26 protein-coding genes are annotated in these 25,259 nt (G+C 68.1%); 6 read left to right on the forward strand and 20 right to left on the reverse strand.

All coding sequences use genetic code 11. The annotated features are described in order from the left end of the window. Positions 1 to 41 precede the first annotated feature (41 nt). On the forward strand, positions 42 to 683 hold the full coding sequence (locus tag ACQ3HB_RS17165; RefSeq protein WP_430921656.1) for a class I SAM-dependent methyltransferase: 642 nt from the start codon (positions 42 to 44) through the stop codon (positions 681 to 683). Positions 684 to 863: 180 nt separating this feature from the next. Here ACQ3HB_RS17165 and dapF read toward each other — a convergent pair whose 3' ends face one another. From dapF to dapA, 16 genes are all read right to left on the reverse strand, one after another. Continuing rightward, positions 864 to 1,745: a diaminopimelate epimerase gene (dapF, locus tag ACQ3HB_RS17170; RefSeq protein WP_430921657.1), complete on the reverse strand. Its 882-nt coding sequence runs from the start codon at positions 1,743 to 1,745 to the stop codon at positions 864 to 866. Between the two features lie 64 nt (positions 1,746 to 1,809). Beyond that, a complete protein-coding gene (gene miaA, locus ACQ3HB_RS17175; RefSeq protein WP_430921659.1) occupies positions 1,810 to 2,724 on the reverse strand; it encodes a tRNA (adenosine(37)-N6)-dimethylallyltransferase MiaA in 915 nt (304 codons plus the stop codon). Between the two features lie 46 nt (positions 2,725 to 2,770). Next, the gene (gene miaB, locus ACQ3HB_RS17180; RefSeq protein ID WP_430921661.1) at positions 2,771 to 4,384 is read right to left on the reverse strand and encodes a tRNA (N6-isopentenyl adenosine(37)-C2)-methylthiotransferase MiaB; all 1,614 of its coding nucleotides are present in this window, start codon (positions 4,382 to 4,384) and stop codon (positions 2,771 to 2,773) included. 41 nt (positions 4,385 to 4,425) lie between these two features. Continuing rightward, positions 4,426 to 5,490: a regulatory protein RecX gene (locus tag ACQ3HB_RS17185; protein ID WP_430921663.1), complete on the reverse strand. Its 1,065-nt coding sequence runs from the start codon at positions 5,488 to 5,490 to the stop codon at positions 4,426 to 4,428. Between the two features lie 135 nt (positions 5,491 to 5,625). Continuing rightward, entirely contained in the window at positions 5,626 to 6,729 is a 1,104-nt protein-coding gene (recA, locus tag ACQ3HB_RS17190; RefSeq protein WP_430921665.1) for a recombinase RecA, read from the reverse strand. Positions 6,730 to 7,030: 301 nt separating this feature from the next. Next, positions 7,031 to 7,255, reverse strand: coding sequence for a DUF3046 domain-containing protein (locus ACQ3HB_RS17195; protein ID WP_430921667.1), 225 nt, complete (start codon positions 7,253 to 7,255; stop codon positions 7,031 to 7,033). A gap of 159 nt (positions 7,256 to 7,414) precedes the next feature. Then, the gene (locus tag ACQ3HB_RS17200) at positions 7,415 to 7,726 is read right to left on the reverse strand and encodes a helix-turn-helix domain-containing protein (RefSeq protein ID WP_422781353.1); all 312 of its coding nucleotides are present in this window, start codon (positions 7,724 to 7,726) and stop codon (positions 7,415 to 7,417) included. Between the two features lie 210 nt (positions 7,727 to 7,936). Further along, on the reverse strand, positions 7,937 to 8,431 hold the full coding sequence (locus ACQ3HB_RS17205; RefSeq protein ID WP_430921668.1) for a CinA family protein: 495 nt from the start codon (positions 8,429 to 8,431) through the stop codon (positions 7,937 to 7,939). Then, entirely contained in the window at positions 8,428 to 9,048 is a 621-nt protein-coding gene (gene pgsA, locus ACQ3HB_RS17210) for a CDP-diacylglycerol--glycerol-3-phosphate 3-phosphatidyltransferase (RefSeq protein WP_430921670.1), read from the reverse strand. Before pgsA ends, ACQ3HB_RS17205 begins: the two co-directional genes overlap by 4 nt. 2 nt (positions 9,049 to 9,050) lie before the next feature. Next, on the reverse strand, positions 9,051 to 12,014 hold the full coding sequence (locus ACQ3HB_RS17215; protein WP_430921672.1) for an FtsK/SpoIIIE family DNA translocase: 2,964 nt from the start codon (positions 12,012 to 12,014) through the stop codon (positions 9,051 to 9,053). 157 nt (positions 12,015 to 12,171) lie between these two features. After that, positions 12,172 to 12,663 carry a GNAT family N-acetyltransferase gene (locus tag ACQ3HB_RS17220; protein WP_430921673.1) on the reverse strand — a complete coding sequence of 164 codons (492 nt, stop codon included), beginning with the start codon at positions 12,661 to 12,663 and terminating at the stop codon, positions 12,172 to 12,174. A gap of 74 nt (positions 12,664 to 12,737) precedes the next feature. After that, positions 12,738 to 14,012, reverse strand: a complete 1,275-nt coding sequence (locus tag ACQ3HB_RS17225) for an ABC transporter permease (protein WP_430921675.1) — start codon at positions 14,010 to 14,012, stop codon at positions 12,738 to 12,740. Continuing rightward, positions 14,005 to 14,832: an ABC transporter ATP-binding protein gene (locus ACQ3HB_RS17230; protein WP_430921677.1), complete on the reverse strand. Its 828-nt coding sequence runs from the start codon at positions 14,830 to 14,832 to the stop codon at positions 14,005 to 14,007. Before ACQ3HB_RS17230 ends, ACQ3HB_RS17225 begins: the two co-directional genes overlap by 8 nt. Next, on the reverse strand, positions 14,829 to 15,809 hold the full coding sequence (locus ACQ3HB_RS17235) for a permuted SH3 domain-containing protein (RefSeq protein WP_430921678.1): 981 nt from the start codon (positions 15,807 to 15,809) through the stop codon (positions 14,829 to 14,831). The genes ACQ3HB_RS17230 and ACQ3HB_RS17235 overlap by 4 nt, the downstream gene beginning before the upstream one ends. Before the next feature lie 301 nt (positions 15,810 to 16,110). Beyond that, positions 16,111 to 17,787 carry a ribonuclease J gene (locus ACQ3HB_RS17240; RefSeq protein ID WP_430921679.1) on the reverse strand — a complete coding sequence of 559 codons (1,677 nt, stop codon included), beginning with the start codon at positions 17,785 to 17,787 and terminating at the stop codon, positions 16,111 to 16,113. 27 nt (positions 17,788 to 17,814) lie between these two features. After that, entirely contained in the window at positions 17,815 to 18,792 is a 978-nt protein-coding gene (gene dapA, locus ACQ3HB_RS17245; RefSeq protein ID WP_430921680.1) for a 4-hydroxy-tetrahydrodipicolinate synthase, read from the reverse strand. A 130-nt stretch (positions 18,793 to 18,922) separates the two neighbouring features. Between dapA and ACQ3HB_RS17250 the strand changes: the two genes are divergently transcribed. From ACQ3HB_RS17250 to ACQ3HB_RS17265, 4 genes are all read left to right on the forward strand, one after another. Then, positions 18,923 to 19,360 (forward strand): TlpA family protein disulfide reductase, encoded by a 438-nt coding sequence (locus tag ACQ3HB_RS17250; protein ID WP_430921682.1) that lies wholly within the window; start codon positions 18,923 to 18,925, stop codon positions 19,358 to 19,360. Between the two features lie 20 nt (positions 19,361 to 19,380). After that, the gene (locus ACQ3HB_RS17255) at positions 19,381 to 19,953 is read left to right on the forward strand and encodes a DUF4395 domain-containing protein (protein ID WP_430921684.1); all 573 of its coding nucleotides are present in this window, start codon (positions 19,381 to 19,383) and stop codon (positions 19,951 to 19,953) included. 86 nt (positions 19,954 to 20,039) lie between these two features. Continuing rightward, entirely contained in the window at positions 20,040 to 20,465 is a 426-nt protein-coding gene (locus tag ACQ3HB_RS17260; protein WP_430921686.1) for an OsmC family peroxiredoxin, read from the forward strand. Positions 20,466 to 20,488: 23 nt separating this feature from the next. After that, positions 20,489 to 21,379, forward strand: a complete 891-nt coding sequence (locus tag ACQ3HB_RS17265) for a TIGR01777 family oxidoreductase (RefSeq protein ID WP_430921688.1) — start codon at positions 20,489 to 20,491, stop codon at positions 21,377 to 21,379. A gap of 52 nt (positions 21,380 to 21,431) precedes the next feature. On the opposite strand, the gene ACQ3HB_RS17270 is transcribed toward ACQ3HB_RS17265, so the two are convergent. Both ACQ3HB_RS17270 and dapB read right to left on the reverse strand, forming a co-directional pair. After that, positions 21,432 to 21,872, reverse strand: a complete 441-nt coding sequence (locus tag ACQ3HB_RS17270; RefSeq protein ID WP_430921690.1) for a hypothetical protein — start codon at positions 21,870 to 21,872, stop codon at positions 21,432 to 21,434. Beyond that, complete coding sequence (dapB, locus tag ACQ3HB_RS17275) at positions 21,869 to 22,687, reverse strand: 4-hydroxy-tetrahydrodipicolinate reductase (protein WP_430921692.1); 819 nt, start codon at positions 22,685 to 22,687, stop codon at positions 21,869 to 21,871. Before dapB ends, ACQ3HB_RS17270 begins: the two co-directional genes overlap by 4 nt. Positions 22,688 to 22,752: 65 nt before the next feature. On the opposite strand from dapB, the gene ACQ3HB_RS17280 reads away from it, so the two are divergent. After that, positions 22,753 to 23,235, forward strand: a complete 483-nt coding sequence (locus ACQ3HB_RS17280; RefSeq protein WP_430921694.1) for a GNAT family N-acetyltransferase — start codon at positions 22,753 to 22,755, stop codon at positions 23,233 to 23,235. Positions 23,236 to 23,284: 49 nt separating this feature from the next. Here ACQ3HB_RS17280 and ACQ3HB_RS17285 read toward each other — a convergent pair whose 3' ends face one another. Together ACQ3HB_RS17285 and ACQ3HB_RS17290 are read right to left on the reverse strand one after the other, a co-directional pair. Further along, positions 23,285 to 23,887: a histidine phosphatase family protein gene (locus ACQ3HB_RS17285; protein WP_430921696.1), complete on the reverse strand. Its 603-nt coding sequence runs from the start codon at positions 23,885 to 23,887 to the stop codon at positions 23,285 to 23,287. Further along, positions 23,887 to 25,254, reverse strand: a complete 1,368-nt coding sequence (locus ACQ3HB_RS17290) for a M16 family metallopeptidase (protein WP_430921697.1) — start codon at positions 25,252 to 25,254, stop codon at positions 23,887 to 23,889. The genes ACQ3HB_RS17285 and ACQ3HB_RS17290 overlap by 1 nt, the downstream gene beginning before the upstream one ends. Positions 25,255 to 25,259: the final 5 nt, after the last annotated feature.

The following is a 25,259-nucleotide window of genomic DNA, read 5'->3' on the forward strand; positions in this document are numbered from 1 at the left end:
CGCATTAACCCTACTTCCTTACTCTCCGGTACGTTTCCTGTATGGCACAAGAGCACTATTTCACTCCTGAACCCGGCAGCGAGTTGAAGCTCCGCCCCATCAGCGTCTCCCTCGGCGGGGTACAACGTCAGTTGTCCTCCGCGAGCGGCATCTTCAGCCCCGACCACATCGACACGGGCACCCAGGTGCTCCTCGCCAACGTTCCGACGCCCCCGCCCGGTGGCAATCTGCTCGACATCGGGTGCGGCTGGGGGCCCATCGCGCTCTCCCTGGCGCTGGCGTCGCCGCACGCCACTGTCTGGGCTGTTGACGTCAACGAACGTGCCCTCGAACTCACGCGCATGAACGCCGAGCGTCTCGGCCTCACCAACGTCAACGCCGTCCTGCCCCAGGATGTTCCCGATGACCTGGTGTTCCGTACGATCTGGTCCAACCCGCCCATTCGCATCGGCAAGGACGCACTGCACGAGCTGCTCATGCACTGGCTGCCCCGGCTCGACGTGGATTCGGACGCGTGGCTCGTCGTCCAACGGAACCTCGGCTCCGATTCGCTCCACCGATGGCTCGAGAACGAGCTGCCTGCCGAGTTCCAGGTCACGCGCGATGCCATCGGCAAGGGCTACCGCGTGCTCAAAGCGCGCCGACGCTCGGCGAACGCCGTCGACGACGAGCCCACCGACTGAGCCAGGCGCTTCCTGCGACGCCCAGCCCCACCGCTCGCGCAGTCCGTGCCTGTTCACAACTCAGGACGGGCGCGGCGTGTCGCGCGCGAAAGGCCGCGCGGCGACGCCGACACACCGCAGCGCTCCTGAGTTGTGAACACCAGGAGTGCTGAGGCTCCGCCCGATCGTGCGCGCTGGACCTCAGGCGAGGGTGATGGATCCCGAGTAGACGAGCGTCGCCGGGCCCGAGAGCGAGACGTGCTCCCCGTCCTCCGCAGGGAACATGCGAACGCCGAGCGTCCCGCCGGCCACCTCGACGCGCCAGTCGTTGGGTGCTGCTTCACCGGCCCAGTAGCGGAACGCGAGTGCTGCGGCCGCGGTTCCGGTGCCACAGCTGAGCGTCTCACCGCTCCCCCGCTCGTGGACGCGCATACGGATGCGTGCGATGCCGTCCGAGACGAGCGGGTCGCCGGGGACGACGAGTTCCACGTTCGCGCCGTGCTCGGGAGCAGGATCGAGCTGCGGGACGTACGTGAGGTCGGCCTGCTCCAGCTCTGCGTCGTCCGCGACGGCGACGACGATGTGCGGGTTCCCGACGTCGATGCCGACCCCGGGGCGAGCGACGGGCAGTTCCTTGATCCGGACGAGCGTTTCGCGCTCGTCGAGCTGCCACCGGCCGAGGTCGACCGTGTAGCCGACGGCAGCGGTCTGCACGTCTCGGACGCCGGCACGGGTGCCGATCGCGATCGTCTCGCCGCGGCCGAGCGTCGCGTGGCCGCGCTCGATCAAGTAGTGGACGAACACACGGATGCCGTTGCCGCACATCTCCGCGATCGACCCGTCCGCGTTGTGGTAATCCATGAACCACTCGGCGTCGGCGTCCTCCGCGAGTGCGGCGGCGCCGGCTTCGAGCTTCGAGGAGCGGACCGCGCGGATCACGCCATCGGCGCCGATCCCGAAGTGGCGGTCGCAGAGCGCCGCGATCTGGTCCGCGCTGAGCGGCTGTTCACCGTCCGGGTCGGAGTACAGGACGAAGTCGTTGCCCGTGCCGTGGCCCTTGGTGAAGTGCAGTGTGAACGCCATTCGACCAGTCTAAAGGGCCGTGATGAACGGTTCAGGCCTGTCGGATCGCACCCGCTCCGACGACTCAGATCCCCGCGGCCGCAGCGGCCAGATCCACCAGGTGCGGTTCGGCTGCGTCGATCCAGACGCTGTCCGGCGATCGTTTGAACCAGCTGACCTGGCGCCTCGCGTATCGCCTCGTCAGCCGTTGCGTCTCGGAGATGGCTTCCGTCTCCGTCATCGTGCCGCGGATCTGCTCGGTCGCCTGCGCGTACCCGATGGCGCGTTTCGCCGTCGCCCCGTCCTCGAGGCCCTGCTCGAGGAGTCTTCTGGTCTCGTCGACGATGCCGTCTCGCCACATCTCCTCGACGCGTGCGTCGAGACGCGCCACGAGTTCCGGTCGCGGGACGCTCAGCGCGATCGTCCGGAGCGGACGCCACGGCACGGGCGCCTCCGGCAGCTTGGCGCCGTGGCCTGATTCAGCGAGTTCATGCACTTCGAGCGCGCGGACCACCCGACGGCCGTTGGCTGCGTCGATGCTCGCAGCAGTGATCGGATCCGCCTCACGCAAGCGGGCGAAGAGTGCGCCGACGCCCTGGGAGACGAGTTCGCCTTCGAGGCGTTCCCGGAGCGCTTGATCGCGCGCGGGGAATCGGAAGTCGTAGACGACGCTCGAGACATACAGACCGGAGCCACCGACGATGATGGGGGTCGCACCGCGGGCGATGATCTCGTCGATCGCGCTCCTGGCGACCGGCTGGTACCACGCGACCGATGCCTCCTCCGTCACGTCGAGCGCGTCGAAGAGGTGGTGCGGCACGCCGCGACGCTCGCCCTGCGGGAGTTTGGCCGTGCCGATGTCCATGCCACGGTAGAACTGCATCGCGTCGGCGTTCACGATCTCCGCCGAACCGCCCGAGGCGATGATGCGTTCGGCGAAGTCGAGCGAGAGGTTCGACTTCCCCGTGCCCGTCGCGCCGACGATCGCGATGAGCGTCATGCTGCCACGTTCGAGAACGGGAGGACGACCGCGGATTCGCGGAGGGTCACCGGCGTTCGCCGTCCGACGGATCGTAGATCGGCATCGTGCCAACGCCGGGGACCGTCATCGAAGGAGCGCCGACGCGGAGTCCCGGCAGTCCGAGCGACACGCGAGCCGGGCCGTCGGACGGGCCGGTCGAAGTCGGAACGCCGCAGGACTCCGCCTGCGCACGATCCCAGGCATCTCCCGCGCGAGTCCGCCGGATGTCGAGCGCGGAGCCTTCTTGGGCGTCCGCGATCAGGTGGAACGGAGCCGCCTGCGTGATCGTCACGGTGACGACGTCACCGGGTCGTGGGATGTCGGAACCCTCCGGAACGTCGAAGTGCACGAGGCGCGAGTCCTCCGCACGGCCGCTCAACCGGTGCGTCTCGGCGTTCTTCTTGCCTTCGCCGACGGCGACGAGCAACTGCACGGTCCGGCCGATCTGCTTCTGGTTCTCCTCCAGGCTGATGCGGTCCTGCAGCGCCATAAGTCGTTCGTAGCGTTCCTGCACGATGGCCTTCGGCACCTGTTCCTCCATCGTCGCCGCAGGGGTTCCGGGGCGGATGGAGTACTGGAACGTGAACGCCGTCGCGAACCGAGCGGCCTCGACGACGCGGAGGGTGTCTTGGAAGTCCTCTTCGGTCTCGCCGGGGAATCCGACGATGATGTCGGTCGAGATCGCGGCGTTCGGGATCTTCGCGCGCACCTTGTCGAGGATGCCGAGGAACTTCGCCGATCTGTACGAGCGGCGCATCGATTTGAGGATGCGGTCCGAACCCGACTGCAACGGCATGTGGAGCTGCGGCATGACGTTGGGCGTCTCCGCCATGGCGTCGATGACGTCGTCGGTGAAAGCGGCGGGGTGAGGACTCGTGAAGCGGATGCGCTCGAGGCCGTCGATCTCACCGGCCGCCCGAAGAAGCTTGCCAAACGCCTGGCGGTCGCCGAACTCGACGCCGTAGGAGTTCACGTTCTGGCCGAGGAGGGTGACCTCGATCGCCCCGTCCTCGACGAGCGCAGTGACCTCGGAGAGGATCTCTCCAGGCCTGCGGTCCTTCTCTTTCCCGCGGAGCGCTGGGACGATGCAGAAGGTGCACGTGTTGTTGCAGCCGACGGAGATGGACACCCAGCCGCTGTAGCTGGAGTCGCGCTTCGTGGGCAGCGTCGAGGGGAACGTATCGAGTGCTTCGAGGATCTCGATCTGCGCTTCGTCGTTGTGGCGGGCGCGTTCGAGCAGGCTCGGGAGGGACCCCATGTTGTGGGTGCCGAAGACCACGTCCACCCACGGCGCCTTCTGGAGGATGACGTCCTTGTCCTTCTGAGCGAGGCAGCCACCGACGGCGATCTGCATACCGGTGTGCCGCTTCTTAACGCTGGCGAGGTGGCCGAGGTTGCCGTACAGCTTGTTGTCGGCATTCTCGCGGACCGCGCACGTGTTGATGACGACGACGTCCGGCTCGGTTCCGTCGGCCGGGACGTACCCGGCGGCTTCGAGCGAACCGCTCAGGCGCTCGGAGTCGTGGACGTTCATCTGGCAGCCGTAGGTGCGCACTTCGTAGGTGCGCACGTGCCCCTCGGCGTCGATCGCGGCGTCGGACGGATCGATCACGGTGGGGCTCTCGAGGATGCTGCTCATGGTGCGCAAGTTTACTCGACGGCAGCGGAGCGATCCGTGGGTCAGCGGAAGCTGACGCCGGAGCGCTTGGTGCCCGAGAGCGCCTGCTTGCAGGCTTCGCGGACGATCGACGACCCGTACCCACGACGTGACAGATAAGCAGTGAGGCGCCGCTCGGCCGTGGCAGCGTCGTAGCTGCTCAGCTGCCCGGCGCGTTTCCGGGCGACGACGAGGGCCCGCTCGAGTTCGTCGTCGTCGTCGATGGCCTCGAGTGCGACCTGGATGATCGACTGGTCGATGCGCTTCGATGAGAGTTCGCGAGCGATGACGGAGCGGGACTGGCCTTTGCGCGCGTGCAGCGACTCGACGAGTTGCTCGGCGAAGGCCGCGTCGTCGAGATAGCCGCGGCGACGGAACTCTTCGAGGAGGTGCTCGACCTCGTGCGGTTCGGCGTCGTTCCCACGGAGCACCTCGGCGACCTCCCACTCGGAGTATGCGCGACGCGCGAGCTTCCGGACGACCAGCAGATCGAGCTCCGCCAGGCGAACGGCCGGGTCGACCGGTTCAGGCTCGGACGCTTCGAATTCGTCATCGCCCGGTTCGACGGCGGAACTCTCGACGAACGTGACCGGGCGCTTCACCGGAAGAGCACGAACGCCGTCGGGTACGACAGGCGAGCCCGATGTCCGGGACGTCCCGCGCGCATCTCCCGACGCCGCCGCTTCAGGGGCGGAACGCGCTCCCTGGCCGGCATCGATCTCGGCGATGGCATCGCGCGTCTTCTGAACGAACTCGCGGTCTTCGTCGCGTGGCTCTGCGGCCCAGCCCTCGTCGTCGGTGGTCGCTGCGCGTCCGTTCCGGCTCGTCGGCGTGATCGGCGCCGCGGGCTCCGGCGCAGGCGAGGCGACGGGCTCGACAACATGGAGCGGAGGCCGAGAGGCCGAGCGCGTCCCGGTCGCAGAGCGTGCCGAACCAGCGGCCGATGTGGATGCGGGGGCAGCGCCCCCTGCCGAGGCACCGGCCGTTCGACGAGACGCGCGCGCGCCGTCAGGACCGACGCCCGGGAAGTAACTCACCGTGGCGCCCGAAGGAACCTCATCGTCGCCTGGTCTGAATTCGACGGCCATGATGGCCTCCTTGCTGCTCGCAAATGCTGCATGCTGGGTTCGCTCGATGACGGCACCGGGAACACCGATCGTTCGCCCGGTTCCCGGTCGTTTCGTCGGCCGCGCCACAGGGCGCGGCCGACGAAACGGGACGGACTACGCGCTGCGCTTGGCCGGAACCTTCGGTTCGGCGACCTCGGCCGGAGCCGCTGCTGCAGTGGCCGCGTCGGCGGCGGCAGCCGCTGCCGCAGCAGCGACACCCGCCGCACCGATGCCGAGCTTGCCGAGGATCTTCTCTTCGATCTCGAGGGCGATGTCCGGGTTCTTCAGCAGGAAGTTGCGAGCGTTCTCCTTGCCCTGACCCAGCTGGTCGCCTTCGTAGGTGTACCAGGCGCCGGACTTCTTGACGATGGCGTGCTCGACGCCGAAGTCGATGAGGCTGCCTTCACGGGAGATGCCGACACCGTAGAGGATGTCGAACTCGGCCTGCTTGAAGGGCGGCGCCATCTTGTTCTTGACGACCTTGACGCGGGTGCGGTTGCCGACTGCGTCGGTGCCGTCCTTGAGCGTCTCGATGCGACGGATGTCGAGGCGGACCGACGCGTAGAACTTGAGCGCCTTACCGCCGGCGGTGGTCTCGGGGCTGCCGAAGAACACACCGATCTTCTCGCGGAGCTGGTTGATGAAGATCATGGTCGTGTTGGTCTGGCTGAGCCCACCAGTGAGCTTACGCAGCGCCTGCGACATGAGGCGGGCCTGGAGGCCGACGTGGGAGTCGCCCATCTCGCCCTCGATCTCGGCGCGCGGCACGAGTGCTGCGACGGAGTCGATGACGATGAGGTCGATGGACCCGGATCGCACGAGCATGTCAGCGATCTCGAGCGCCTGCTCACCCGTGTCGGGCTGTGAGACGAGCAGGGCGTCGATGTCGACGCCGAGCTTCTTGGCGTACTCGGGATCGAGCGCGTGCTCCGCATCGATGAAGGCGGCGATGCCGCCGGCCTTCTGTGCGTTGGCGATGGCGTGCAGCGTCAGCGTGGTCTTACCCGAGGACTCCGGGCCGTAGATCTCCACGATGCGGCCGCGGGGAAGCCCGCCGATGCCGAGCGCGACATCCAATGCGATGGACCCGGTGGGGACCACCTCGACGGGGGCGCGTTCGTCGCTCCCGAGGCGCATCACCGAGCCCTTGCCGAACTGACGGTCGATCTGGGCGAGCGCGGTCTCGAGGGATTTTTCGCGTTCTGCTGGACTTGGCATGTCGTTCTGCTCTCTGCTCGGTGTCGGTGTGCCTATAGGCTGTCGGCGCTCTCCGCGGATGCGGTTTGCGATGACAAGGCATCGGTCCTTCGTGGTGATTCCGACGGTACGCGCAACCACCGACATGCATCGGGAAACGGAGCGAACTGTGGAGAACCGGCCACGATCGGCCTCTGTTGAGGAGCGTAACACTCGTAGAACGAATGTTCGAGCCGCGGGCTCCGGCGTGTCGAAGGCGCGTTCGGCAGCACCTTCTCCAGTGCGCTCCCACGGCGTCTCACGAGCAGGGTCGACGAGCGGATCAGGCCTTCGGCAGGTTCCGTCCGACGCCGTGCCAGCGGGAGGCGGGAACGTCCGTCGCGCGGCAGAGAGCCACCCACACATCACGAGCAGGCACGCCGGCCGAGAGTGCCTCCTCGGCGGTGCGCCCCCCGACCTCGCCGAGCACGAGGTCCCCGGTCAGGACTGCTCCGTAGGCCGCGCCGTACTCTTCCGCGACGGCGATACGGAACTCGCTCAGTTTCATGCTTCCACCGTATCGCGCGCCTCAGCGACCGATTCACCCGTCACGCGGTCAGGTTCACCCGAGCGGCGGACGGAAGCACGCGAGCCACGGGTAGATGCCCGAGGACAGACGAAACGCCCCAGCGCGATGTGCGCCGGGGCGTTTCGGAAATCTGCGATGTCAGTGGATGACGAGTTCGGCATCCACTTCGCTGACCAGTTCGTCCGGAACGGTGTCCGGAATGGTGGGCGACAACCCTTCGATCACTGCGAGGCGATCTCCGACCTCTCGCATGATGACCGAGATCGGGGTGTCGAGAGCATCTGCAACGGATGCCAGAATCTCGCTCGACGCCTCTTTCTGCCCACGCTCGACCTCGCTCAGGTACCCGAGCGCAACACTCGCTTTGCTCGCGACCTGGCGCAACGTGCGGCCCTTCTGCAAGCGGAAGTCCCTGAGTACGTCGCCAATCTCTTGACGGACTAGAACCACGTGACCCTCCCTCTGTGCCAGATCAACTGTCGAACCTCGTTGTGGATGGATAACACTACATCCAACCCTTGCGGAAACTCTAACGAGAATCACTGGACTTTTCTTGTGAATCACCGTTCTGTAACGAGATGGAAACCGCGTCTATTCCTGTGTCGTCGCTGTGAGCCGGAAACCTGAGGTGGAGCTGGGAGTCACGCCCGGAGCCACGATTCAGCGCAGTTCCTCCGCGAGCGCCCGCACGGCGGCTTCGACGGTGGCGCGCTGGATCTCCTGGCGATCACCATCGAGTTCGAGGGCGACGACCCGTCCGCCCGCGCGGGACACGATGCCGACGAAGACGGTGCCGACGCTCTGGCCGTCCTGGGGGTCCGGTCCGGCGACGCCCGTCGTCGCGATGCCGATGTCGGCGGGCAGTCCGTCGATCGCGACTGCTCGCCGCACGCCGTCGGCCATCTGGAGGGCGACTTCCGGGTGGACGGCTCCGCGAAGGGCGAGGAGGCCGGCATCGACCTCGAGGAGCGAGTGCTTGAGTGGCGTGGCGTAGGCGACGATGCCGCCGAGCACGGCCGCGGAAGCACCCGGAACGCGGATGAGTTCGGCGACGAGCTGACCTCCGGTGAGCGACTCGGCGACACCGATCGTGAGCCGCGCCGCCGTGAGTTCCGCGATCACCGACGCTGCGACGGCAGCCGTGTCGTCGGTCATCGCGACTCCGAACCGCCCGCCGCGCGCGTCGCTCTGGACCCGCGCACCGCGGTGATCACGTAGTCGATGCCGCTCGCGACGGTGAGGACGAGAGCGGCGGCCATGAGGACGCCGTTGACCCAGAACACCCAGTCGCCGAAGATCCGATCGAACGGAATGAGGGCGGCCGAGATCGCGACGGCCTGCACGACGGTCTTGAGCTTGCCCATCCATGCCGCCGCGACCACGTGGTCGGAGACGACGATGAAGCGGTGCACGGTGATGCCGACCTCGCGAACGAGGATCACGATCGTGATCCACCACGGCAGCTCACCGAGGATCGAGAGGGCCACGAGCGCTCCACCGGTGAGGACCTTGTCCGCGATGGGGTCGAGGAGCTTGCCGAGGTCGGTGACGATCCCACGGCTCCTGGCGATGTGACCGTCGATGCCGTCGGTCGCGATCGCCACGATGAACAGGGCCGCGGACCACCAGCGGAGTGCGCCGTCCGCGCCGTCGTCCGCCAGCACCATCCAGATGAAGATGGGCGCCATGATGATGCGCGCGACGGTGATCGCATTCGGAAGATTCCAATTGGACGATCTCGCGGGTGCCGCAGACGCTCCGGATGTCGTCATGACTACTCCCTGCCGGTGAGACCCCAGGCGTCTTCGTCCGAAGCGCCCTCGACCTCAGGATAGTCGGCGAACTGGGCTGCCACCGGGTCGTCCCCGTACGGGTCCTCCGAGGATGCCGACTCCGGCGAGTGCTGCACGCCATCGGCGAGCATGCCGCCGGCTCCGACCCCAGCAGCACCGGCGGACGCCGACGCATGCTGCTGCTGCTGCTGCTGCTGCTGCTGCTGCTGCTGCTGCGAGGATGCTGCCGCAGCGGCCTGGTCGTCCTCACCGCGCAGTCGCGCGAGGACGCCCGACAGCTGCTCGGCGGTGACGAGGACGTCGCGGGCTTTGGAGCCTTCGGACGGGCCGACGATCTCCCGAGCTTCCAGGAGGTCCATGAGGCGCCCGGCCTTGGCGAAGCCGACGCGGAGCTTGCGCTGCAGCATCGAGGTGGAGCCGAACTGCGTCGACACGATGAGCTCGGCGGCCGCGAGGAGCAGCTCGAGGTCGTCGCCGATGTCCGCGTCGATCTCCTTGCGCTCCGCAACCGCCTGGACGTCCTTGCGGTACTCGGGGCGAGCCTGGTTCGTGACGTGCTCGACGACCCTCTGGATCTCGCTCTCACCGACCCACGCGCCCTGCACGCGCACCGACTTGGAAGCGCCCATGGGGAGGAACAGCGCGTCGCCCTGGCCGATGAGCTTGTCCGCTCCCGGCTGGTCGAGGATGACTCTGGAGTCCGTGACGCTTGTGACCGCGAACGCGAGGCGCGACGGCACGTTGGCCTTGATGAGGCCCGTGACCACGTCGACCGACGGACGCTGCGTGGCGAGGACGAGGTGGATGCCGGACGCGCGGGCGAGCTGCGTGATGCGGACGATCGAGTCCTCGACGTCGCGCGGCGCGACCATCATGAGGTCGGCGAGCTCGTCGACGACGACGAGCAGGTACGGGTACGGCTTGAGGACGCGCTCACTGCCCTGGGGCAGCACGATCTCGTTACCGACGACGGCCTTGTTGAAGTCGTCGATGTGCCGGAATCCGAAGCTCGCGAGGTCGTCGTACCGCATGTCCATCTCCTTCACGACCCACTGCAGCGCTTCCGCAGCCTTCTTGGGGTTCGTGATGATGGGAGTGATGAGGTGCGGCACGCCCGCGTACGGGGCGAGCTCGACGCGCTTGGGGTCGATGAGGACCATGCGCACGTCGGCGGGCTTGGCGCGCATGAGGAGCGAGGTGATCATGGAGTTCACGAAGCTCGACTTGCCGGAACCGGTGGAACCCGCGACGAGCAGGTGGGGCATCTTCGCGAGATTCGCGACGACGTAGCCGCCGCCGACGTCCTTGCCGACGCCGATCGTCATCGGGTGGCTCGAGCCCGTGGCCGCGGCAGACCGCAGGACATCGCCCAGGGTGACGATCTCGCGGTCCGTGTTGGGGATCTCGATGCCGATGGCGCTCTTGCCGGGGATGGGCGAGAGGATGCGGACCTCGTTCGAGGCGACCGCATAGGAGAGGTTCTTGCTGAGCGCCGTGACGCGCTCGACCTTGACGCCAGGGCCGAGCTCGATCTCGTACTGCGTCACGGTCGGACCGCGGGAGAACCCGGTGACCTTGGCGTCGACGCCGAACTGGTCCAAGACGTTGGTGATGGCGGCGACGGCTTCGTCGTTGGCCGCACTGTGCGTCTTGGCGGGGGCGCCGGCCGACAGCGTGCCGGCGGACGGCAGCCGGTACGGGGCCTGCGGCTGCACCTGGCTGAGCGGGCGAGCACTGAAGTCGATCTGGTCAGGAGCACCCTGCAGGAGCGGGTCGAGCGGGTCCAGGGCGTCGATGACCTCGGTCGCGCCCGGCGTGCTGTCGTCGTGCAGACCGGTCTGCGGACGGATCTCGCCGGTGTTGAATCGCTTGACCGCGTTCTCGGCCGCTTCGAGGTCGCCGAGCAGTTCCGTGCCGTAGTCGGGCTGGGACGGGACGACCTTGGTGGGCGCCTCGATGGGCGAGTCGAAGCCGCCGGAGGGCCCCGTGAAGCCGAGGACGTCCGTGAGCTCGTCCGCGATGACAGGGCCGTCGAACTCCGGGTCCTCCTCGCGCTGGCTGGAGTTGCGGCGCCACCACGGCAGCACGGCGGGTTCGTCGTCCGGTTCGTCGAGGGCGTCGATGGCCTTGGTCTTGGCCTCACGGGCGGCGACGCGCTCGTCCTCCGTGGCGACTTCGGTGCCGAACATCCACGCCGTGAACTCGCGGAACCGCTCGGGGATCTTGTTCGGCGGCGTCTTGGTGACGATGAAGAGGCTCAGCAGGATGATGAGGGAAATGACGATGGTCGCGCCGATGGGCGTGATGAGGAACGCGAGCGGGGCGCCGAGCACCCACCCGAGCAGGCCTCCGGCCTTGGCGAGCGCCGGCAGGCCGTCGCTCGGATTCGGCTGGCCGCCGTGGACGTGGCACAGCGCGGAGATGCCGATGAGCAGGAGTCCGAGCCCGATGCTGATGCGCCCGTTGTCGTCCACGGAAGCCGGGTGTCGGAACAGCCAGACGGCGAAGACGATCATGATGACGGGCAGGACGAACGCGACGCGGCCGAAGAGGCCGCCGAACGACCAGGCGTCGAAGTTCTGGGCGATGGGGTCGGTCGCACCGAACCACTCGACGATGGCGCCGACGATCGCGAGCAGGAAGAGCAGGAATGGGAAGCCGTCCCGGCGGTCCTCCTTGGCGATCCGTTCCGGTCCGAGGGCGCGGACCGCTCCACCGACGCCGTGCGCGAGGCCGAGCCAGACGGCGGTGAACACGCCGCGCTTCTCCTCGACCGGGAACGCAACGGTCTTCTGCTGTGACGTGGAGCTCGTCTTGGCTCCCGCCTTGGGGACTGCTTTGGTGGTCGCCTTGGTCCCCGCGGACACGCCCGATGCGCGCGACGATGAGCCGCTCCGCGTCGTCGTGCTGCGAGAACGGCTGGTCGATTTGGTGCTTCCGGCCATGCGTTCACGGTACTCGCAGCCACTGACGATGCCGCGGAAGCGCGCGGGGTGTTCGGATCACGGCCATTCCGGGGGTTCCCGGCGAAGTCCGGCGGTGTCCGAGATCGCGGAGCCGGCAGGCTCGCCGACCGGCCGCGTGGGCACGCCGGGCACCGCCTCAGCGCAGGTTGCGCACCATCGTGTCGCGTGAGCCGCGCTGTTCGAGCGTCGCGAAGCCCTCCGTGCGGTACAGGGCGACCGCGTGGTTGTCTCGCTCGACGCTGAGGCTCAGGCGTTGATGACCGGCGGCCCGCGCCTGATCGATCACGGCTCGCAGGAGTGCCCGCCCGACGCCCTGCGCCCGCCACTGGTGGTTGACGCCCAGGATGAGCTCCGGCACGCCCGGCGCCACGAAGCCGTACCCCGGCGTATTCGCCGGGAACAGCCGGAACCAGCATGCTCCGACGGACGCACCGTCGGCGTCGATCGCGAGCGATCCTGCGTCCCCCGGACGCTTCCATCCGCGCACGTAGCGCTGGTGCAGCGGATCGGCGAGGACGACGACGCGCTGGCGGACGGCGGACGCGTTCCAGTTCGCCGCCTCCACCACCATGTCGGTGAGGACGCGGACGTCAGCACCCGAGGCCTCCCGGATCGTGTACACCGCCATGACGTGATGCTAGGGCATCAACATCTCGGACGGATCACGACCTCGGAAGGCCGTCCGGTGCCTCGCCGCACGGCTCAATACCGGATGGCGTCGATCACTTTCACCCGCACGGCGACGAGGGCGGGCAACAGGCCCGCGATCGCGCCGACGGCGGTCGCGCAGACGAGACCGAGGATCGCCGCATCGATCGGGAACGGCGGGAACTCGGTCACGATCCCCTGGCCGATCTGAGCCTCGATGAACGGGTTCTTGACGACGGCGACGGCGAGCATCACACCGACGATCCCGGCGAGGAACGTCGCGACGACGCTCTCCATCATGACGGCGAAGAAGACTCTCGGAGCCGTCGCGCCGAAGCTGCGACGGATGCCGATCTCACGCACGCGCTGCCGCACGGTCACGAGTGACAGATTCACGAGTCCGAGGGCGCCGAGCAGGAGGATGAGCCCCGCGATCGCCCCCACCACGATCTTGAGGGACAGCAGCGGGTCCTCACCGAAGCCGGCGAAGTCCATCCGGTTGACGTTCACGGCTGCGGCGGAGCCGAGCGTCGCCTTGAGATCCGACTGGACGCGTTGCAGGAACGCGTCGGCGTCGCCCTGCGGGATCCACAGTTCGAAGGTCGGCTGTCCGCCGCCAGGACCGCCGTAGCTCATGGGTCCGCCCACCATGCCGCCGCCACCGCCGGACTGACCACTCGTCGTCTTCGTGAGCGACGCCGCGGCCTCCGGAAGGAGGTACATGCTCGGCATCGTGTCGTAGTCGCCCGTCGAGTAGACGCCGATCACCACGGCGGTCTGGGCGGTGTCGCCCCAGAGCTGCACCGTCGGGTGGGTCTCGATCGGCGGCGAGCCGAGCCGTTGCCACACGATCTGATTGACGACGAGGGCGGGCGCGAACCGCTCCCGGTCGTCCTCGGTGAACCAGTCGCCCTCAGTGACGCGGATGCGGTGCATCGTGCCGTAGGCCGGGTCGACGACCGTGGCCTGCACAGGGACCGTGCCGTCGACGAATTGCGTCGAGACCTGCGTCTGCTCGCTGCGGGACACGTATGAGATGTCGTAGCGGTCCGCGAGCTCGGTCACCGCCGTCTCGACCTTCTTCTGGTCGAGCTGCTCCTGGCCGGCGGACGATGCCGAGACGCTGAGCGTTGCCGGCCTTCCGCCGTAGCGCTCGGTCGATTCCGTCTGCGCCTGGCCGGCGACCGCGGTGAGCCCCACGATGCTCGTGAGCGCGCACACGGCCACCGCGACCCCGATGAGCGACAGGATGACGCGCCCGCGGTGGATGCGGAGTTCCTGCGATGCCTCGACGATGGCGCCGACGATGCCGCTGAGGAATCTAGACATCGGACGCCACCTCCGTCGTGCCGGCCGCGGCTGATCCGGGCATGGATACGGGCTCGGACCTGGAATCGGATCCGGATCCGGAGACAGACGCCGACACCGATGCGAGTTCCGGCGCGCCGAGATGCGCGTACGCGTCGGTGTCGAGGGAGGTCAGGACGCCGTGGTCGAGGCGGTAGTGGGTATTCGAGAGCGCCGCGATCGCCGCGTCGTGGGTGATCGTGACGAGAGCCGCGCCGGACTGCTTCGCCACCTCGTCGAGGAGCGACATGACGCTCGTCCCCGTCTCGACGTCGAGGGCTCCCGTCGGTTCGTCGGCGAGGATGAGCTGCGGGGTCCGCACGAGCGCACGGGCGATGGCCACGCGCTGCTGTTCGCCACCGGAGAGCTTCGACGGCATCGAATCCGCCCGGTCCCCCAGTCCGACGCGCTCGAGCATCTCGCGGGCGATCTGCGTCCGGCGCCAGAACGACCGCCCCGAAGCATAGAGCAACGGCGTGGTGACGTTCTCGAGGGCGGTCCGGCCGGGAAGCAGGTTGAACTGCTGGAAGACGAAGCCGATGCGAGCGCCGCGCAGGCGGTCCCTGGCTCCGGCTCCCAGGCGTTCCGCAGGGGTGTCATCGAAGGACAACCGGCCGGAGGTGGGGCGATCGAGGAGCCCGAGGATGTTGAGCAGCGTCGACTTGCCGGAGCCGGAGCGGCCGACGATGGACACCCGATCCCCGCGATCCACCTCGAGGTCGACGCCGTCGAGGATCGTGAGCGGCGACGCGTCCGGGATCTTCACGACGCGTGTGACCTCGGAGAGCGTGAGCAGGCTCATCCCTGGCCCGCGCAGTAGAAGCTGCCGTCCGGCGAGGCTTCGCAGCCCTCCGGGACGTTCGGGGCGGCGCCGGGGACGAACTGGAGGATCTGGTCGCCCTCTGCCACGCCGTCGACGATCTGCACCTGTTGGCCGTCGTTCAGCCCGAGCGTCACCGGGCGTTCCTCGTTCGTCCCGTCCTCCTTGACGAACCAGACCTTGCCGGTGCCCGCGGAGCCCTTGACCGCGGTCGTGGGCACGACGAGCACGTTCTCGGCGGTGCCGCCCGCGAGCTCGATGGTGGCGCTGAGCCCCGCGAAGACCCGGACGTCGCCTGGAACCGCGCACGAGACGGTCGAGCCGCTGCCGGAGCCGCCGCCGGATCCGGGGTTCGATCCCGTGCCCGGATTGCCCGTGGTGTCGTCGTTCGTGTCGGTCGAGGGCGTCTTGATCGCGACGCCTCCGCACGTGAACGGCGCCGGTCCCCCGTTGATCGTGACGGTCGCCTCCGCGGGCACCGTGAGGAGCCGGTACTGCTTGTCAGCGCTGAGCGCCCCGCTCACCGAGAACGTCGAGGGCGAGACCTGCGCGACCACATCGCCGATCTGCACGGCCTGGTTGTGGATGAACTTGACGTTCGAGACGATTCCGGCGACCGGTGCGAGGACGCGGACGAACACCGTGCCGCCCGTGTCCGTCGTGGTCTTGACGTCGAGGATGGGGTCGCCCTCGTCCACAGCGGTGCCCTTCGGCGCGAAGACGTCGTCGACGGTGCCTGCCGCGGTCGACTTCGCGGGTTGCGCCGGATCGGCTGAGACCGATGCGTCGACCGTGACCGTGTTGACCACCGTTCCGAGGCCCACGGGGATCTGCGGCTCGACGAGGCTGCCCGTCGGGACGGCCGGCGTCTGGTCTGTCTGGGTGTCCGGGAAGAAGGCCACCTTCACGAGTGCGACGGCGATGGCCGCGAACAGCAGCAGCCTCAGAACAGGGAACACCCAAGTACGGACAACGCCCACGCGGAACCTCCGGAATCCACCGTGGTCGGGCGACGCACGGTCATAGGAGCCTCCAAGCTAGCAAGGATGGTGCATCCGAAACCTCATTCCACAGGATGAATTCCATGATCCGCGAGTCCGACATTTTTGTGCCCGGAGTTCCTCCTCGTCATGAAATCGTTGCCATCCGCGCGACGGCGGGCGAGGCACCGAAGAACTCCGGACATCGCGGAGACGCCGAAGGCCGAGTGCGGCATGATGCCGGCACTCGGCCTTCGGACGATGGATGAATCGACGTCGCTTACGCCTCGATGACGAGCGGCACGATCATCGGACGACGGCGGTGCGAGGTGTTGACCCAGCGGCCGACCGTGCGGCGGATGACCTGGGAGAGCGCGTGCGTGTCGCGGACGCCGTTGGACGCGGCCTCGGCGAGAGCCTTCGCGACCTTCGGCTTGACGTCGTCGAAGACGCGGTCGTCCTCGGCGAAGCCCTTCGCGTGGATCTCGGGGCCGGAGATGATGTGACCCGTCTGCGAGTCGACGACCACGACGATGGAGATGAAGCCCTCCTCGGCGAGGATGCGGCGGTCCTTCAGATCGGCGTCGGTGATCTCGCCGACCGTGGAGCCGTCCACGTAGACGAGGCCGACGTCGAGCTGCCCGACGACCTTCGCCACGCCGTCGCGCAGGTCGATGACGATGCCGTCCTCACCGATGATCGTGCGTTCGGCCGGGACGCCGGTCTGGATGGCGAGCTTCGCGTTGGCCGTGAGGTGGCGGTACTCGCCGTGCACGGGCAGCACGTTCTTCGGCTTGAGGATGTTGTAGCAGTAGAGGAGTTCGCCGGCGGCGGCGTGGCCGGAGACGTGCACCTTCGCATTGCCCTTGTGGACGACGTTGGCACCGAGCTTCGTCAGGCCGTCGATCACGCGGTAGACCGCGTTCTCGTTGCCCGGGATGAGGCTCGAGGCCAGGATCACGGTGTCGCCGGGTCCCGGCTCGATCGCGTGGTCGAGGTTCGCCATGCGACTGAGGACGGCCATCGGCTCGCCCTGCGAACCCGTGGACATGTAGACGATGCGATCGTCCGGGAAGTCCTTGGCCTTCTTGTAGTCGATGAGCAGGTTCTCGGGGACGTTCAGGTAGCCGAGATCCGCTGCGATGCCCATGTTGCGGACCATCGAACGGCCGAGGAACGCGACGCGGCGGCCGTGCTTGTGGGCTGCGTCGAGGACCTGCTGCACGCGGTGCACGTGGCTCGAGAAGCTCGCGACGATGACCCGTCGCTGCGAGCCGCCGATGACCTGGTCGAGGACCGGACCGATCGAGCTCTCGAGCGGGGTGAAGCCGGGGACGTCGGCGTTGGTCGAGTCGACGAGGAAGAGGTCGACGCCCTCTTCGCCCAGGCGGGCGAAGGCGCGGAGGTCGGTGAGGCGGCCGTCGAGCGGCAGCTGGTCCATCTTGAAGTCGCCCGTGGCGAGAACCGTTCCGGCGTCGGTCTTGATGGCGACGGCGAGGGCGTCCGGGATGGAGTGGTTGACCGCGACGAATTCGAGGTCGAACGGGCCGAGCTGCTCGTGCTGACCCTCCTTGACGGTGAGCGTGTACGGCGCGATGCGGTGTTCCTTGAGCTTCGCCTCGATGAGCGCGAGCGTGAGGCCGGAACCGATGAGCGGGATGTCCTGGCGGAGCTTCAAGAGGTACGGAACGGCGCCGATGTGGTCTTCGTGACCGTGCGTGAGCACGACCCCGACCACGTCGTCGAGCCGGTTCTTGATGGGCCCGAAGTCCGGGAGGATCAGGTCGACTCCTGGCTGGTGCTCCTCCGGGAAGAGCACGCCGCAGTCGACGATCAGGATCTTGCCGTTGATTTCGAAGCAGGTCATGTTCCTGCCGATCTCACCGAGACCGCCGATCGGGATGACGCGGAGCGTTCCCGGTTCGAGGACTGGTGGATCGATGACGGTATTGGGCATGTATGCCCCCCTCTGAGTTGTGCGTGTTTAGCGCGTGGTGCCCGCGACCTTCGGCAACGCGCCGCCGGCGGCGGCATTGCGGTCGGGGCGGAAGTTGCTGAAGTCGACGCCCGGGATGTCCTTGACCAGGTCGATCTCGTCCTCGATCTGTGCGGCTTCCCATTCTTCGGGACCGACGAGCGGGAGACGGACGCGTGGGCTCTGGATCCGGCCGAGGCCGTGCAGGATGTACTTGGCGGCGACGGTGCCGGGAACGTGGGTCATGACGGCGCGGACGAGCGGCTCGAGCTGCTTGTGCGCGGCCGTCGCGGCGTGCAGGTCGCCGCTGTTGACGGCGTCGATCATGTGACGGTACGGCGTCGGCGCGATGTTCGCGGTCACGCCGATGAGTCCGGTGCCGCCGATCGCGAGCGTGGGCAGCGCGTTCGAGTCGTCGCCGGCGAAGTAGAAGAGGTCCGTCTGGTTGAGGACCCGGCTGACCTCGCTGAGATCGCCCTTGGCGTCCTTGACGGCGAGGATGTTGGGGTGCTTCGCGGCGCGCAGGATCGTCTCGTAGGTGATCGGGATGCCCGTGCGGCCCGGGATGTCGTACAGGATGACCGGGAGATCCGTGGAGTCCGCGATCATCCGGAAGTGGGTGAGCACACCGGCCTGGGTGGGCTTGTTGTAGTACGGCGTGACGATCATGTTGCCGTCGGCACCGGCCTGCTCGCTCTTCTTGGCGAGCTCGATGGCGTGCGCTGTCTCGTTGGAGCCGCCGCCCGTGATGATCTTGGCGCGCCCTCCGGCGACCTCCTTGCCGACCTCGACGAGCTTGATCTTCTCCGGGTCGGTGAGGGTGGACGTCTCGCCGGTGGTGCCCGTGACGACGATGCCGTCGGCTCCGGCGGTGATGACGTCGTCGATGTGCTTCTCGACGCCCTTCCAGTCGACTTCACCGTCAGCGGTGAACGGCGTCACCAGGGCGACGAGGACTTGACCGAAGGGGTTCTCTGCACGCGACACCCCCCTAGGCTAGCGGGTTTCGGATCATCGGGTCACCGCCCTCCCCAGGTGTTCGCCGAGAGGACGCTCGAGCGTCACGGTGCGTCACAGTTCACTTCCGGCGCTCACGCGAACCTAGAATCAGCGCACCATGAACGCCCTCGGAGCAATAGCCGTGATCCTCGCGCTCGTCGTCCTGGCGACGGCGATCGGGCTCTGGTGGCGCGCCGGGAACGGCCGAGCTGCGACGCCGCGGAACGAGGCGGTCGTCACCTGGTCGGACCTCGGCACGGAGCAGCCCTTCGGCACGACCGGCACCGTCGTGCAGTTCAGCACCCGCTTCTGCGCCAAGTGCCCGGGGACGAGACGACTGCTCGGCGAGCTGACCCGAGACCGGCCAGGACTCGAGGTCGTCGACGTCGACCTCACCCACCGCGCTGATCTGGCCGACCGCTTCCACATCCTCCAGACGCCCACGATCCTGCTGCTCGACGCCGACGGCATCGTCCGCACCCGCATCGCCGGCGCTCCGGACCGAGCGGTCGTCACGAACGCGCTCGCCGAGCTCAGCCCCATCCGATCCGCCTGAATCGTGCGAAGGAGCACCTGATGTCCGCACCGCAGACCCACCGGACCGAACCGGCCGCACCCGCAGGAATCGACCCGAGGAGCCCCCGGTTCGGCGCGGGCATCACGGCCGTCCTGCTGCTCGTCGTGATCTTCCTGGGACTCGTCGGGCTGAGCGCAGCGCAGACGCCGAACGGTCAGACCGTCGGGGCGGCGACCGTTGGCGAGCGAGCGGGTGACCCGGCATTCATCCTGCTCGCCGTCATCGCCGCGCTCTTCGCCTGGGGAGCGTTCGCCGGCGTCAAACGACACCCGTACGGCTGGCTGTTCAAGCGCTTCGTGCGTCCCCGCCTCGGTCCGCCCGCTGAACTGGAGGCGCCGGAACCGCCGACCTTCGCCCAGGGCGTCGGCCTCTTCGTGGTGGTCATCGGGCTCGCGCTCCACCTCGCCGGCGTGCCGCTCGCGCTCGTGATCGCAGCCGGTGCGGCGTTCATCGCCGCGTTCCTCAACTCCGTCTTCGGGTACTGCCTCGGCTGCCAGCTCTACCTCCTCCTCGTCCGCGCGCGCGTGATCAACAGGGTCTCCACAGGCTCCGCGCCAGGGGGTGTCTCCTGAACCGGATCGGATTAGGCTGACTTCCGAACGGACCCTGTTCACGCGCCGTCGCACCTCGCGCGGCCGAACGACGATGGAGGCCACTCATGGCGGTAACGAGCGAAGCAACGACAGTCTGGACCGGAACGCTCTTCGAGGGCTCCGGCCACGTGAGCCTCGACTCGTCGGAAGCCGCCGAGTTCTCGGTCGACTGGAAGGCCCGCTCGGAGGGGTCCAACTCCGTCACGACGCCCGAGGAACTCCTCGGCGCGGCGCACGCCTCCTGCTTCTCGATGGCGTTCGCCAACGCCCTCACCGAGGCGGGCTTCCCGCCGGAGCGCATCCAGTCGACCGCCGCCGTCTCCTTCATTCCCGGCACGGGCATCACGGGCAGCCACCTCCTCGTGAGCGCCGTCGTCCCGAACATCTCGGAAGCCGACTTCGAGCGCATCGCCGGTGAGGCGAAGACCGGCTGCCCCGTCTCTGCGGCCCTCAGCGGCATCCCCATCACCCTCGAAGCGAGCCTGGCGTAGGCCGGGCAGGGCGGGAACGCACTGTGCGGGTAGTGATCGGCGGCGCTTCAGGACTCATCGGTTCGGCGCTCGCGAGCAGTCTGGAAGCGTCCGGGAACACGGTCGTACGGCTCGTCAGGCGCCCGGCGCGGAACGCTGGCGAGGTGGAGTGGGATCCGCTTCACGCGAAGCTCGACCCTGCTTCGCTGAGCGGCGCGGACGCCGTCGTGAACCTCTCCGGAGCCTCACTCGGGAAGCTGCCCTGGACGGCCGAATACCGCTCGACGATCCTGTGGTCTCGGTTGAGCGCGACCCGCACACTGGTGGGCGCGATGCACCACGCCGAGGAGCCGCCGAAGGCGTTCCTGAGCGGCTCGGCCGTCGGGTTCTACGGCGACCGGCCGGGTGAGACCCTCACCGAGGGCTCGTCGAAGGGGACCGGGTTCCTCGCCGATGTCGTCTCGGCTTGGGAGGATGCGGCGAATGCAGCCCCGGACGCCACGCGAACCGTCACGCTGCGGAACGGCATCGTCGTCGCGACCGACGGCGTGCTGAAACCACTCGTCCCACTCACGAAGTTCGGGGTCGCGGGCCCCCTCGGCACCGGCAGGCAGCACTGGCCCTGGATCTCCCCCACCGACGAGACCGCGGCCATCGAACACCTGCTGACGTCATCGCTCTCCGGCCCGGTGAACCTGTGCGGTCCCGTACCGGCCACGGCGGACGACATCATGTTCGAACTCGCTCGCCGGATGAACCGGCCGTACCTGCTCCGCGTCCCGAAGTTCGCGCTGCGAACGGTGCTCGGCGACGCGGCCGACGGCCTGTTGCTCAGCGATCAGCTCGTGGTGCCGGAACGGCTGCTCGCGGACGGTTTCGTCTTCAGTAGGGAGACGGCGGAAGCGGCGGTGGCGGAAGCACTCGACGCGGCGTGACCGCCCATGGCGACCGGGCGGGTGCCGATGGGTCCGCGCGGTGGGCTCCCGCTCACGCCTTGCGGGAGAGCTTGATCGCTTCGCGGATCGCTCCCCTGGCGCGTCGGCGGTCCCCCGCTCCGTCGTAGACGAGACCGAGTCGGTACCAGGCGCGCCAATCCTCCGGCGACGCTTCCGCGGCTTCGCGGTAGGCGGGGAAGAGTTCGTCGGCGGCGTCGCGGAGCGGCCGACCGCTCGCGCGGGTCTCGATCTGCTCGTCCGGCAGACCACCCTCGGCGTCGAGCTGCGCGCCGAGACGTTCCGCCCTGATGCCGAACTGCAGTTCGCGCCAGAGCGCCCACGCGCCGATGATCGGCAGGACGATGAGCGCGATCCCCATCACGACGGCGACGGGCACCCCCGTTCCCATCAGGACGATCGCGCGCTGTCCGACGAGGACGAGGTAGAGGACGAGGAGCACCGCGATGACGATGACCCCGATGCGCGTCTTCACAGGGAGCTGGCCGCCGCTGCCTGACCGGACACGGCTTCCGGGACTCCGGGCGCGCGCGAGGCTGCTGGTTCGGCGGGGCTCGTGATACCGAGATCCATGAGGCGGTCGAGTCCGACGACGACGCCCGTCGCCGTGCGGGCCGCCGCGAGCGCGAGACGGATGCCGTGCTCGTAGGACGCGGGAGAGATCGTGTCGTGCGTGATCGTGACGACCTCGTCCACGCCGCCGAACACGACCTGCTGCTGCGCGACGACGCCCTGCAACCGCAGGCTGTGGATCGGGATGCTCGCGACCTGCTGCCCTCTGGCGCGCTGATCGGTGTGGGGCGCTGAGACCGGACCGCGATCGCCGCGGGCCCTCGTGATGAGCTCGGCGGTGCGGACGGCCGTGCCTGACGGCGAGTCGACCTTCGTATCGCGGTGCGACTCGATGATCTCGATCGAGTCGAAGAAGCGTGCGGCGACGGTCGCGAGGCTCGTCGCGAGCACGGAACCGAGGGAGAAGTTCGGGATGATGACGACGCCCTGCCCGGGGAGCTCGACGAGGCGGCGTTCGAGCGCGGCGATGCGGTCGCCCGACCAGCCGCTCGTGCCGACGAGCACGTTGATGCCCTTTCCGACGGCGTGATCGACGATGCGTTGGCTCACGCCAGGCACGGTCACGTCGACGACGAGGTCGGCGCCGTCGAGTTCGCTCAGATCGCTGGAGGAACCGAGCGAGGCGACCAGCTCGAAGTCGTCGAGCGAGTCGATGATCCCGGTGAAGAGTCGTCCCATCTTGCCGCTCGCTCCGGCGAGGGCCACGCGTGTCGTCATGCTCTCAGCCTACTTGCCGCGAACCGGCTGGAAGACGTGCTGCACGTGCGGCCTAGGCTGGAGCCATGTTGCGATTCTCCACCGTGGCCGTCGACACCGAACCGGCCACGACCCTTCTGAACGAGTACTTCACCTCGCGTGAGCTCGGCTTCGCCCGCGAGCAGGGTTCGTACCAGATCTTCACGCCGGACCCCGTGGCCTTCACGAGCCCGCGCGGTGTGTTCCTCGTGCTGGAGGAGGACGGCGAGCCCGTCGGATGCGGCGGCATCCGACGCATCGACGATGCTCCTGACGGGGTCGTGCAGTTCGAGATCAAGCACCTCTATCTACGGCCCTCGACAAGGGGGCGTGGCTTCGGTCGACAGCTCCTCGAAGAGCTCGAACGGCGCGCGGTCGAACTCGGCGCGACGCGTCTCGTCCTCGATACGAACTCGTCGCTCGCGGCGGCCGGTGGCCTGTACCGCGCGAGCGGCTACCGGGACGTGGCTCCCTACAACACGAACCCCAACGCGACCAACTGGTACGCGAAGGACGTGAGCCCCGAGTGACCCACACCCTCCGCTTGCAGAGCGGATTGTGCGGCCTGACCGAGACCGGTCAGACGATGTGCGGCTCCGGCAGACCGGTGCGCAGCTCCATCGGCAGGTGCGCGAGGTCGTTGTGCGTGATGAGGCTCCACGGCCGTCCGGCTCGCTGGTGCAGGACCGTGAGTCCGCAGTTCGCCTGATTGATACTGAGCCAGCGCCAGTCCGGAGCCTGCAGGGCCTCGCGCACGAGCCAGCCGATCACGAAGTTGTGCGTGATGAGCAGCTCGTGGTGATCGCCGCGCTTCGGCGAGAGGAATTCGGCCGCGGCATCGGCCATCTGCGCTTCGCCGGCCTCGATCTCCGCCTCGGTGATCGAGCCGAAGAACGGGTCGAACGCCGACGGCGTCTCCTCCGCACGACCGCTCGGCACGCAGTCGAACAGGAGGGAGGACGGCTCCGGCTGCACGGACGGCAGCCGTTCCGCGATGATCTGCGCGGTCTCCGCCGCACGCTGCAACGGCGAGTGCCACGCAGCGGTCATGGGAACCCCGCCGAGTCGTTCCGCGAGCAGCTGGGCCTGGCGGCGACCCCTGGCGGACAGCGGGCCGTCGGGCAGGCCGTGCTCGGCGTGCTGCTGTTCGCCGTGGCGAACCAGGTAGACGTAATGGGACATCAACTCACCCCTGCAAGGACGGACGCGAACGCGGACTCGTCGACGGCGCCGACCGCTGCGACCGTGAGGGGCTGGGCTGCGAGCGACGCAGCGAGGGCTTGGACGTCGTCACGGCCCACGAGGAGGAGGCGACGGATGCTCTCGTCGAAGTCGCTGAACTCGCCGAGGGTGATCTCCGAACGGCCGAGTCGGCTCATCCGGGTGTCGGAGTCCTCGAGCGCCAGAGCTGAAGCACCGCTCAGTTGGCCGATGGCCCGTTCGAGCTCTGCTTCGCTGACGCCGTCGGCCGCGAGGCGCTGGAGCTCGGCGACCATGAGCTCCGACACGGCGGTGGCCTTCGACGGGGAACAGGCCGCGGAGAGCCCGAAGACGCCCGCGTCCGAGTAACCGCCCGAGAACGAGTAGACCGAGTAGGCGAGGCCGCGCTTCTCCCGGATCTCCTGGAACAGACGGCTGGACATCCCGCCGCCGAGGATCGAGTTGAGGACGCTCATCGTGTATCGGCGGTCGTCGCCGGCGATGATGCCCTGAGCACCGATGAGGACGTGGACCTGTTCGATGGGCCGGCGCACGACCGTGAGGGACGGGCCGGCGACGACGGGCTCTTCGAGCAGCGTGCGGCGGGCGACGGGAGCCGCGACGGCGTCCATCGGCCAACCCGCGTCGCGCAGCGAGGTCGTGACCTGCGCGACGAGCGCATCGTGGTCCACCGCTCCTGCGGCCGTGACGACGAGATCGCTCGCGCGGTAGTTCGCACGGTAGTGCTCCATGACGGATTCGCGGGAGACGTCGATGATCGACTGCGGATGACCGCCGATGGGACGACCCAGCGGGTGATCGCCCAGGACGCCCTCGAAGAAGCGCTCGCTCGCGACATCGCCCGGATCGTCGTCCATCATGGACAGTTCTTCCAGGATGACGCCGCGTTCGTTCTCGAACTCGACGGGGTCGATGAGCGATGACGTGAGCATGTCCGTGATGACGTCGACCGCCATGGGGACGTCGCGATCGCGCACTTTGGCGTAGTAACAGGTGTGCTCTTTCGCCGTGAGGGCGTTGTGCTCCCCGCCGACCGAGTCGAAGGCGATCGCGATGTCGAGCGCCGTGCGCTTGGTGGTGCCCTTGAACAGGAGGTGCTCGAGGAAGTGGGTGGACCCGTAGGTGGCCGGAGCGGTGGCCGTTGCCGGGAGTTCGTCGCGGGAGCCGACGGCGACCCAGAAGCCGATCGTCGCGCTTCGACTGCCCGGCATGTGTTCGCTCAGGATCCGCACGCCGTTCCGGAGGACGGTTCGGCGGACGAGGGCGTCACCGGATGCGGTGAACGCCATCTCAGGGTGACTGAGCGGAAAGTCGACGGCGGCGTTCATCCGGT

This window comes from Plantibacter lichenum, assembly GCF_050587525.1.
Classification (GTDB): Bacteria; Actinomycetota; Actinomycetes; order Actinomycetales; family Microbacteriaceae; genus Plantibacter.

Excerpts from the sequence above, each read along its gene's own strand:
- pgsA (WP_430921670.1), bottom strand. The coding sequence starts at position 9,048 with ATGACGACATCCGGAGCGTCTGCGGCACCCGCGAGATCGTCCAATTGG.
- ACQ3HB_RS17290 (WP_430921697.1), bottom strand. The coding sequence starts at position 25,254 with ATGAACGCCGCCGTCGACTTTCCGCTCAGTCACCCTGAGATGGCGTTC.
- ACQ3HB_RS17195 (WP_430921667.1), bottom strand. The coding sequence starts at position 7,255 with ATGAAACTGAGCGAGTTCCGTATCGCCGTCGCGGAAGAGTACGGCGCG.
- recA (WP_430921665.1), bottom strand. The coding sequence starts at position 6,729 with ATGCCAAGTCCAGCAGAACGCGAAAAATCCCTCGAGACCGCGCTCGCC.
- ACQ3HB_RS17205 (WP_430921668.1), bottom strand. The coding sequence starts at position 8,431 with ATGACCGACGACACGGCTGCCGTCGCAGCGTCGGTGATCGCGGAACTC.
- miaB (WP_430921661.1), bottom strand. The coding sequence starts at position 4,384 with ATGAGCAGCATCCTCGAGAGCCCCACCGTGATCGATCCGTCCGACGCC.
- ACQ3HB_RS17225 (WP_430921675.1), bottom strand. The coding sequence starts at position 14,012 with ATGTCTAGATTCCTCAGCGGCATCGTCGGCGCCATCGTCGAGGCATCG.
- miaA (WP_430921659.1), bottom strand. The coding sequence starts at position 2,724 with ATGACGCTCATCGCGATCGTCGGCGCGACGGGCACGGGGAAGTCGAAC.
- ACQ3HB_RS17255 (WP_430921684.1), top strand. The coding sequence starts at position 19,381 with ATGTCCGCACCGCAGACCCACCGGACCGAACCGGCCGCACCCGCAGGA.
- ACQ3HB_RS17230 (WP_430921677.1), bottom strand. The coding sequence starts at position 14,832 with ATGAGCCTGCTCACGCTCTCCGAGGTCACACGCGTCGTGAAGATCCCG.
- ACQ3HB_RS17215 (WP_430921672.1), bottom strand. The coding sequence starts at position 12,014 with ATGGCCGGAAGCACCAAATCGACCAGCCGTTCTCGCAGCACGACGACG.
- dapF (WP_430921657.1), bottom strand. The coding sequence starts at position 1,745 with ATGGCGTTCACACTGCACTTCACCAAGGGCCACGGCACGGGCAACGAC.
- ACQ3HB_RS17250 (WP_430921682.1), top strand. The coding sequence starts at position 18,923 with ATGAACGCCCTCGGAGCAATAGCCGTGATCCTCGCGCTCGTCGTCCTG.
- dapB (WP_430921692.1), bottom strand. The coding sequence starts at position 22,687 with ATGACGACACGCGTGGCCCTCGCCGGAGCGAGCGGCAAGATGGGACGA.
- ACQ3HB_RS17240 (WP_430921679.1), bottom strand. The coding sequence starts at position 17,787 with ATGCCCAATACCGTCATCGATCCACCAGTCCTCGAACCGGGAACGCTC.
- ACQ3HB_RS17280 (WP_430921694.1), top strand. The coding sequence starts at position 22,753 with ATGTTGCGATTCTCCACCGTGGCCGTCGACACCGAACCGGCCACGACC.
- ACQ3HB_RS17285 (WP_430921696.1), bottom strand. The coding sequence starts at position 23,887 with ATGTCCCATTACGTCTACCTGGTTCGCCACGGCGAACAGCAGCACGCC.
- ACQ3HB_RS17165 (WP_430921656.1), top strand. The coding sequence starts at position 42 with ATGGCACAAGAGCACTATTTCACTCCTGAACCCGGCAGCGAGTTGAAG.
- ACQ3HB_RS17220 (WP_430921673.1), bottom strand. The coding sequence starts at position 12,663 with ATGGCGGTGTACACGATCCGGGAGGCCTCGGGTGCTGACGTCCGCGTC.
- ACQ3HB_RS17185 (WP_430921663.1), bottom strand. The coding sequence starts at position 5,490 with ATGGCCGTCGAATTCAGACCAGGCGACGATGAGGTTCCTTCGGGCGCC.
- ACQ3HB_RS17260 (WP_430921686.1), top strand. The coding sequence starts at position 20,040 with ATGGCGGTAACGAGCGAAGCAACGACAGTCTGGACCGGAACGCTCTTC.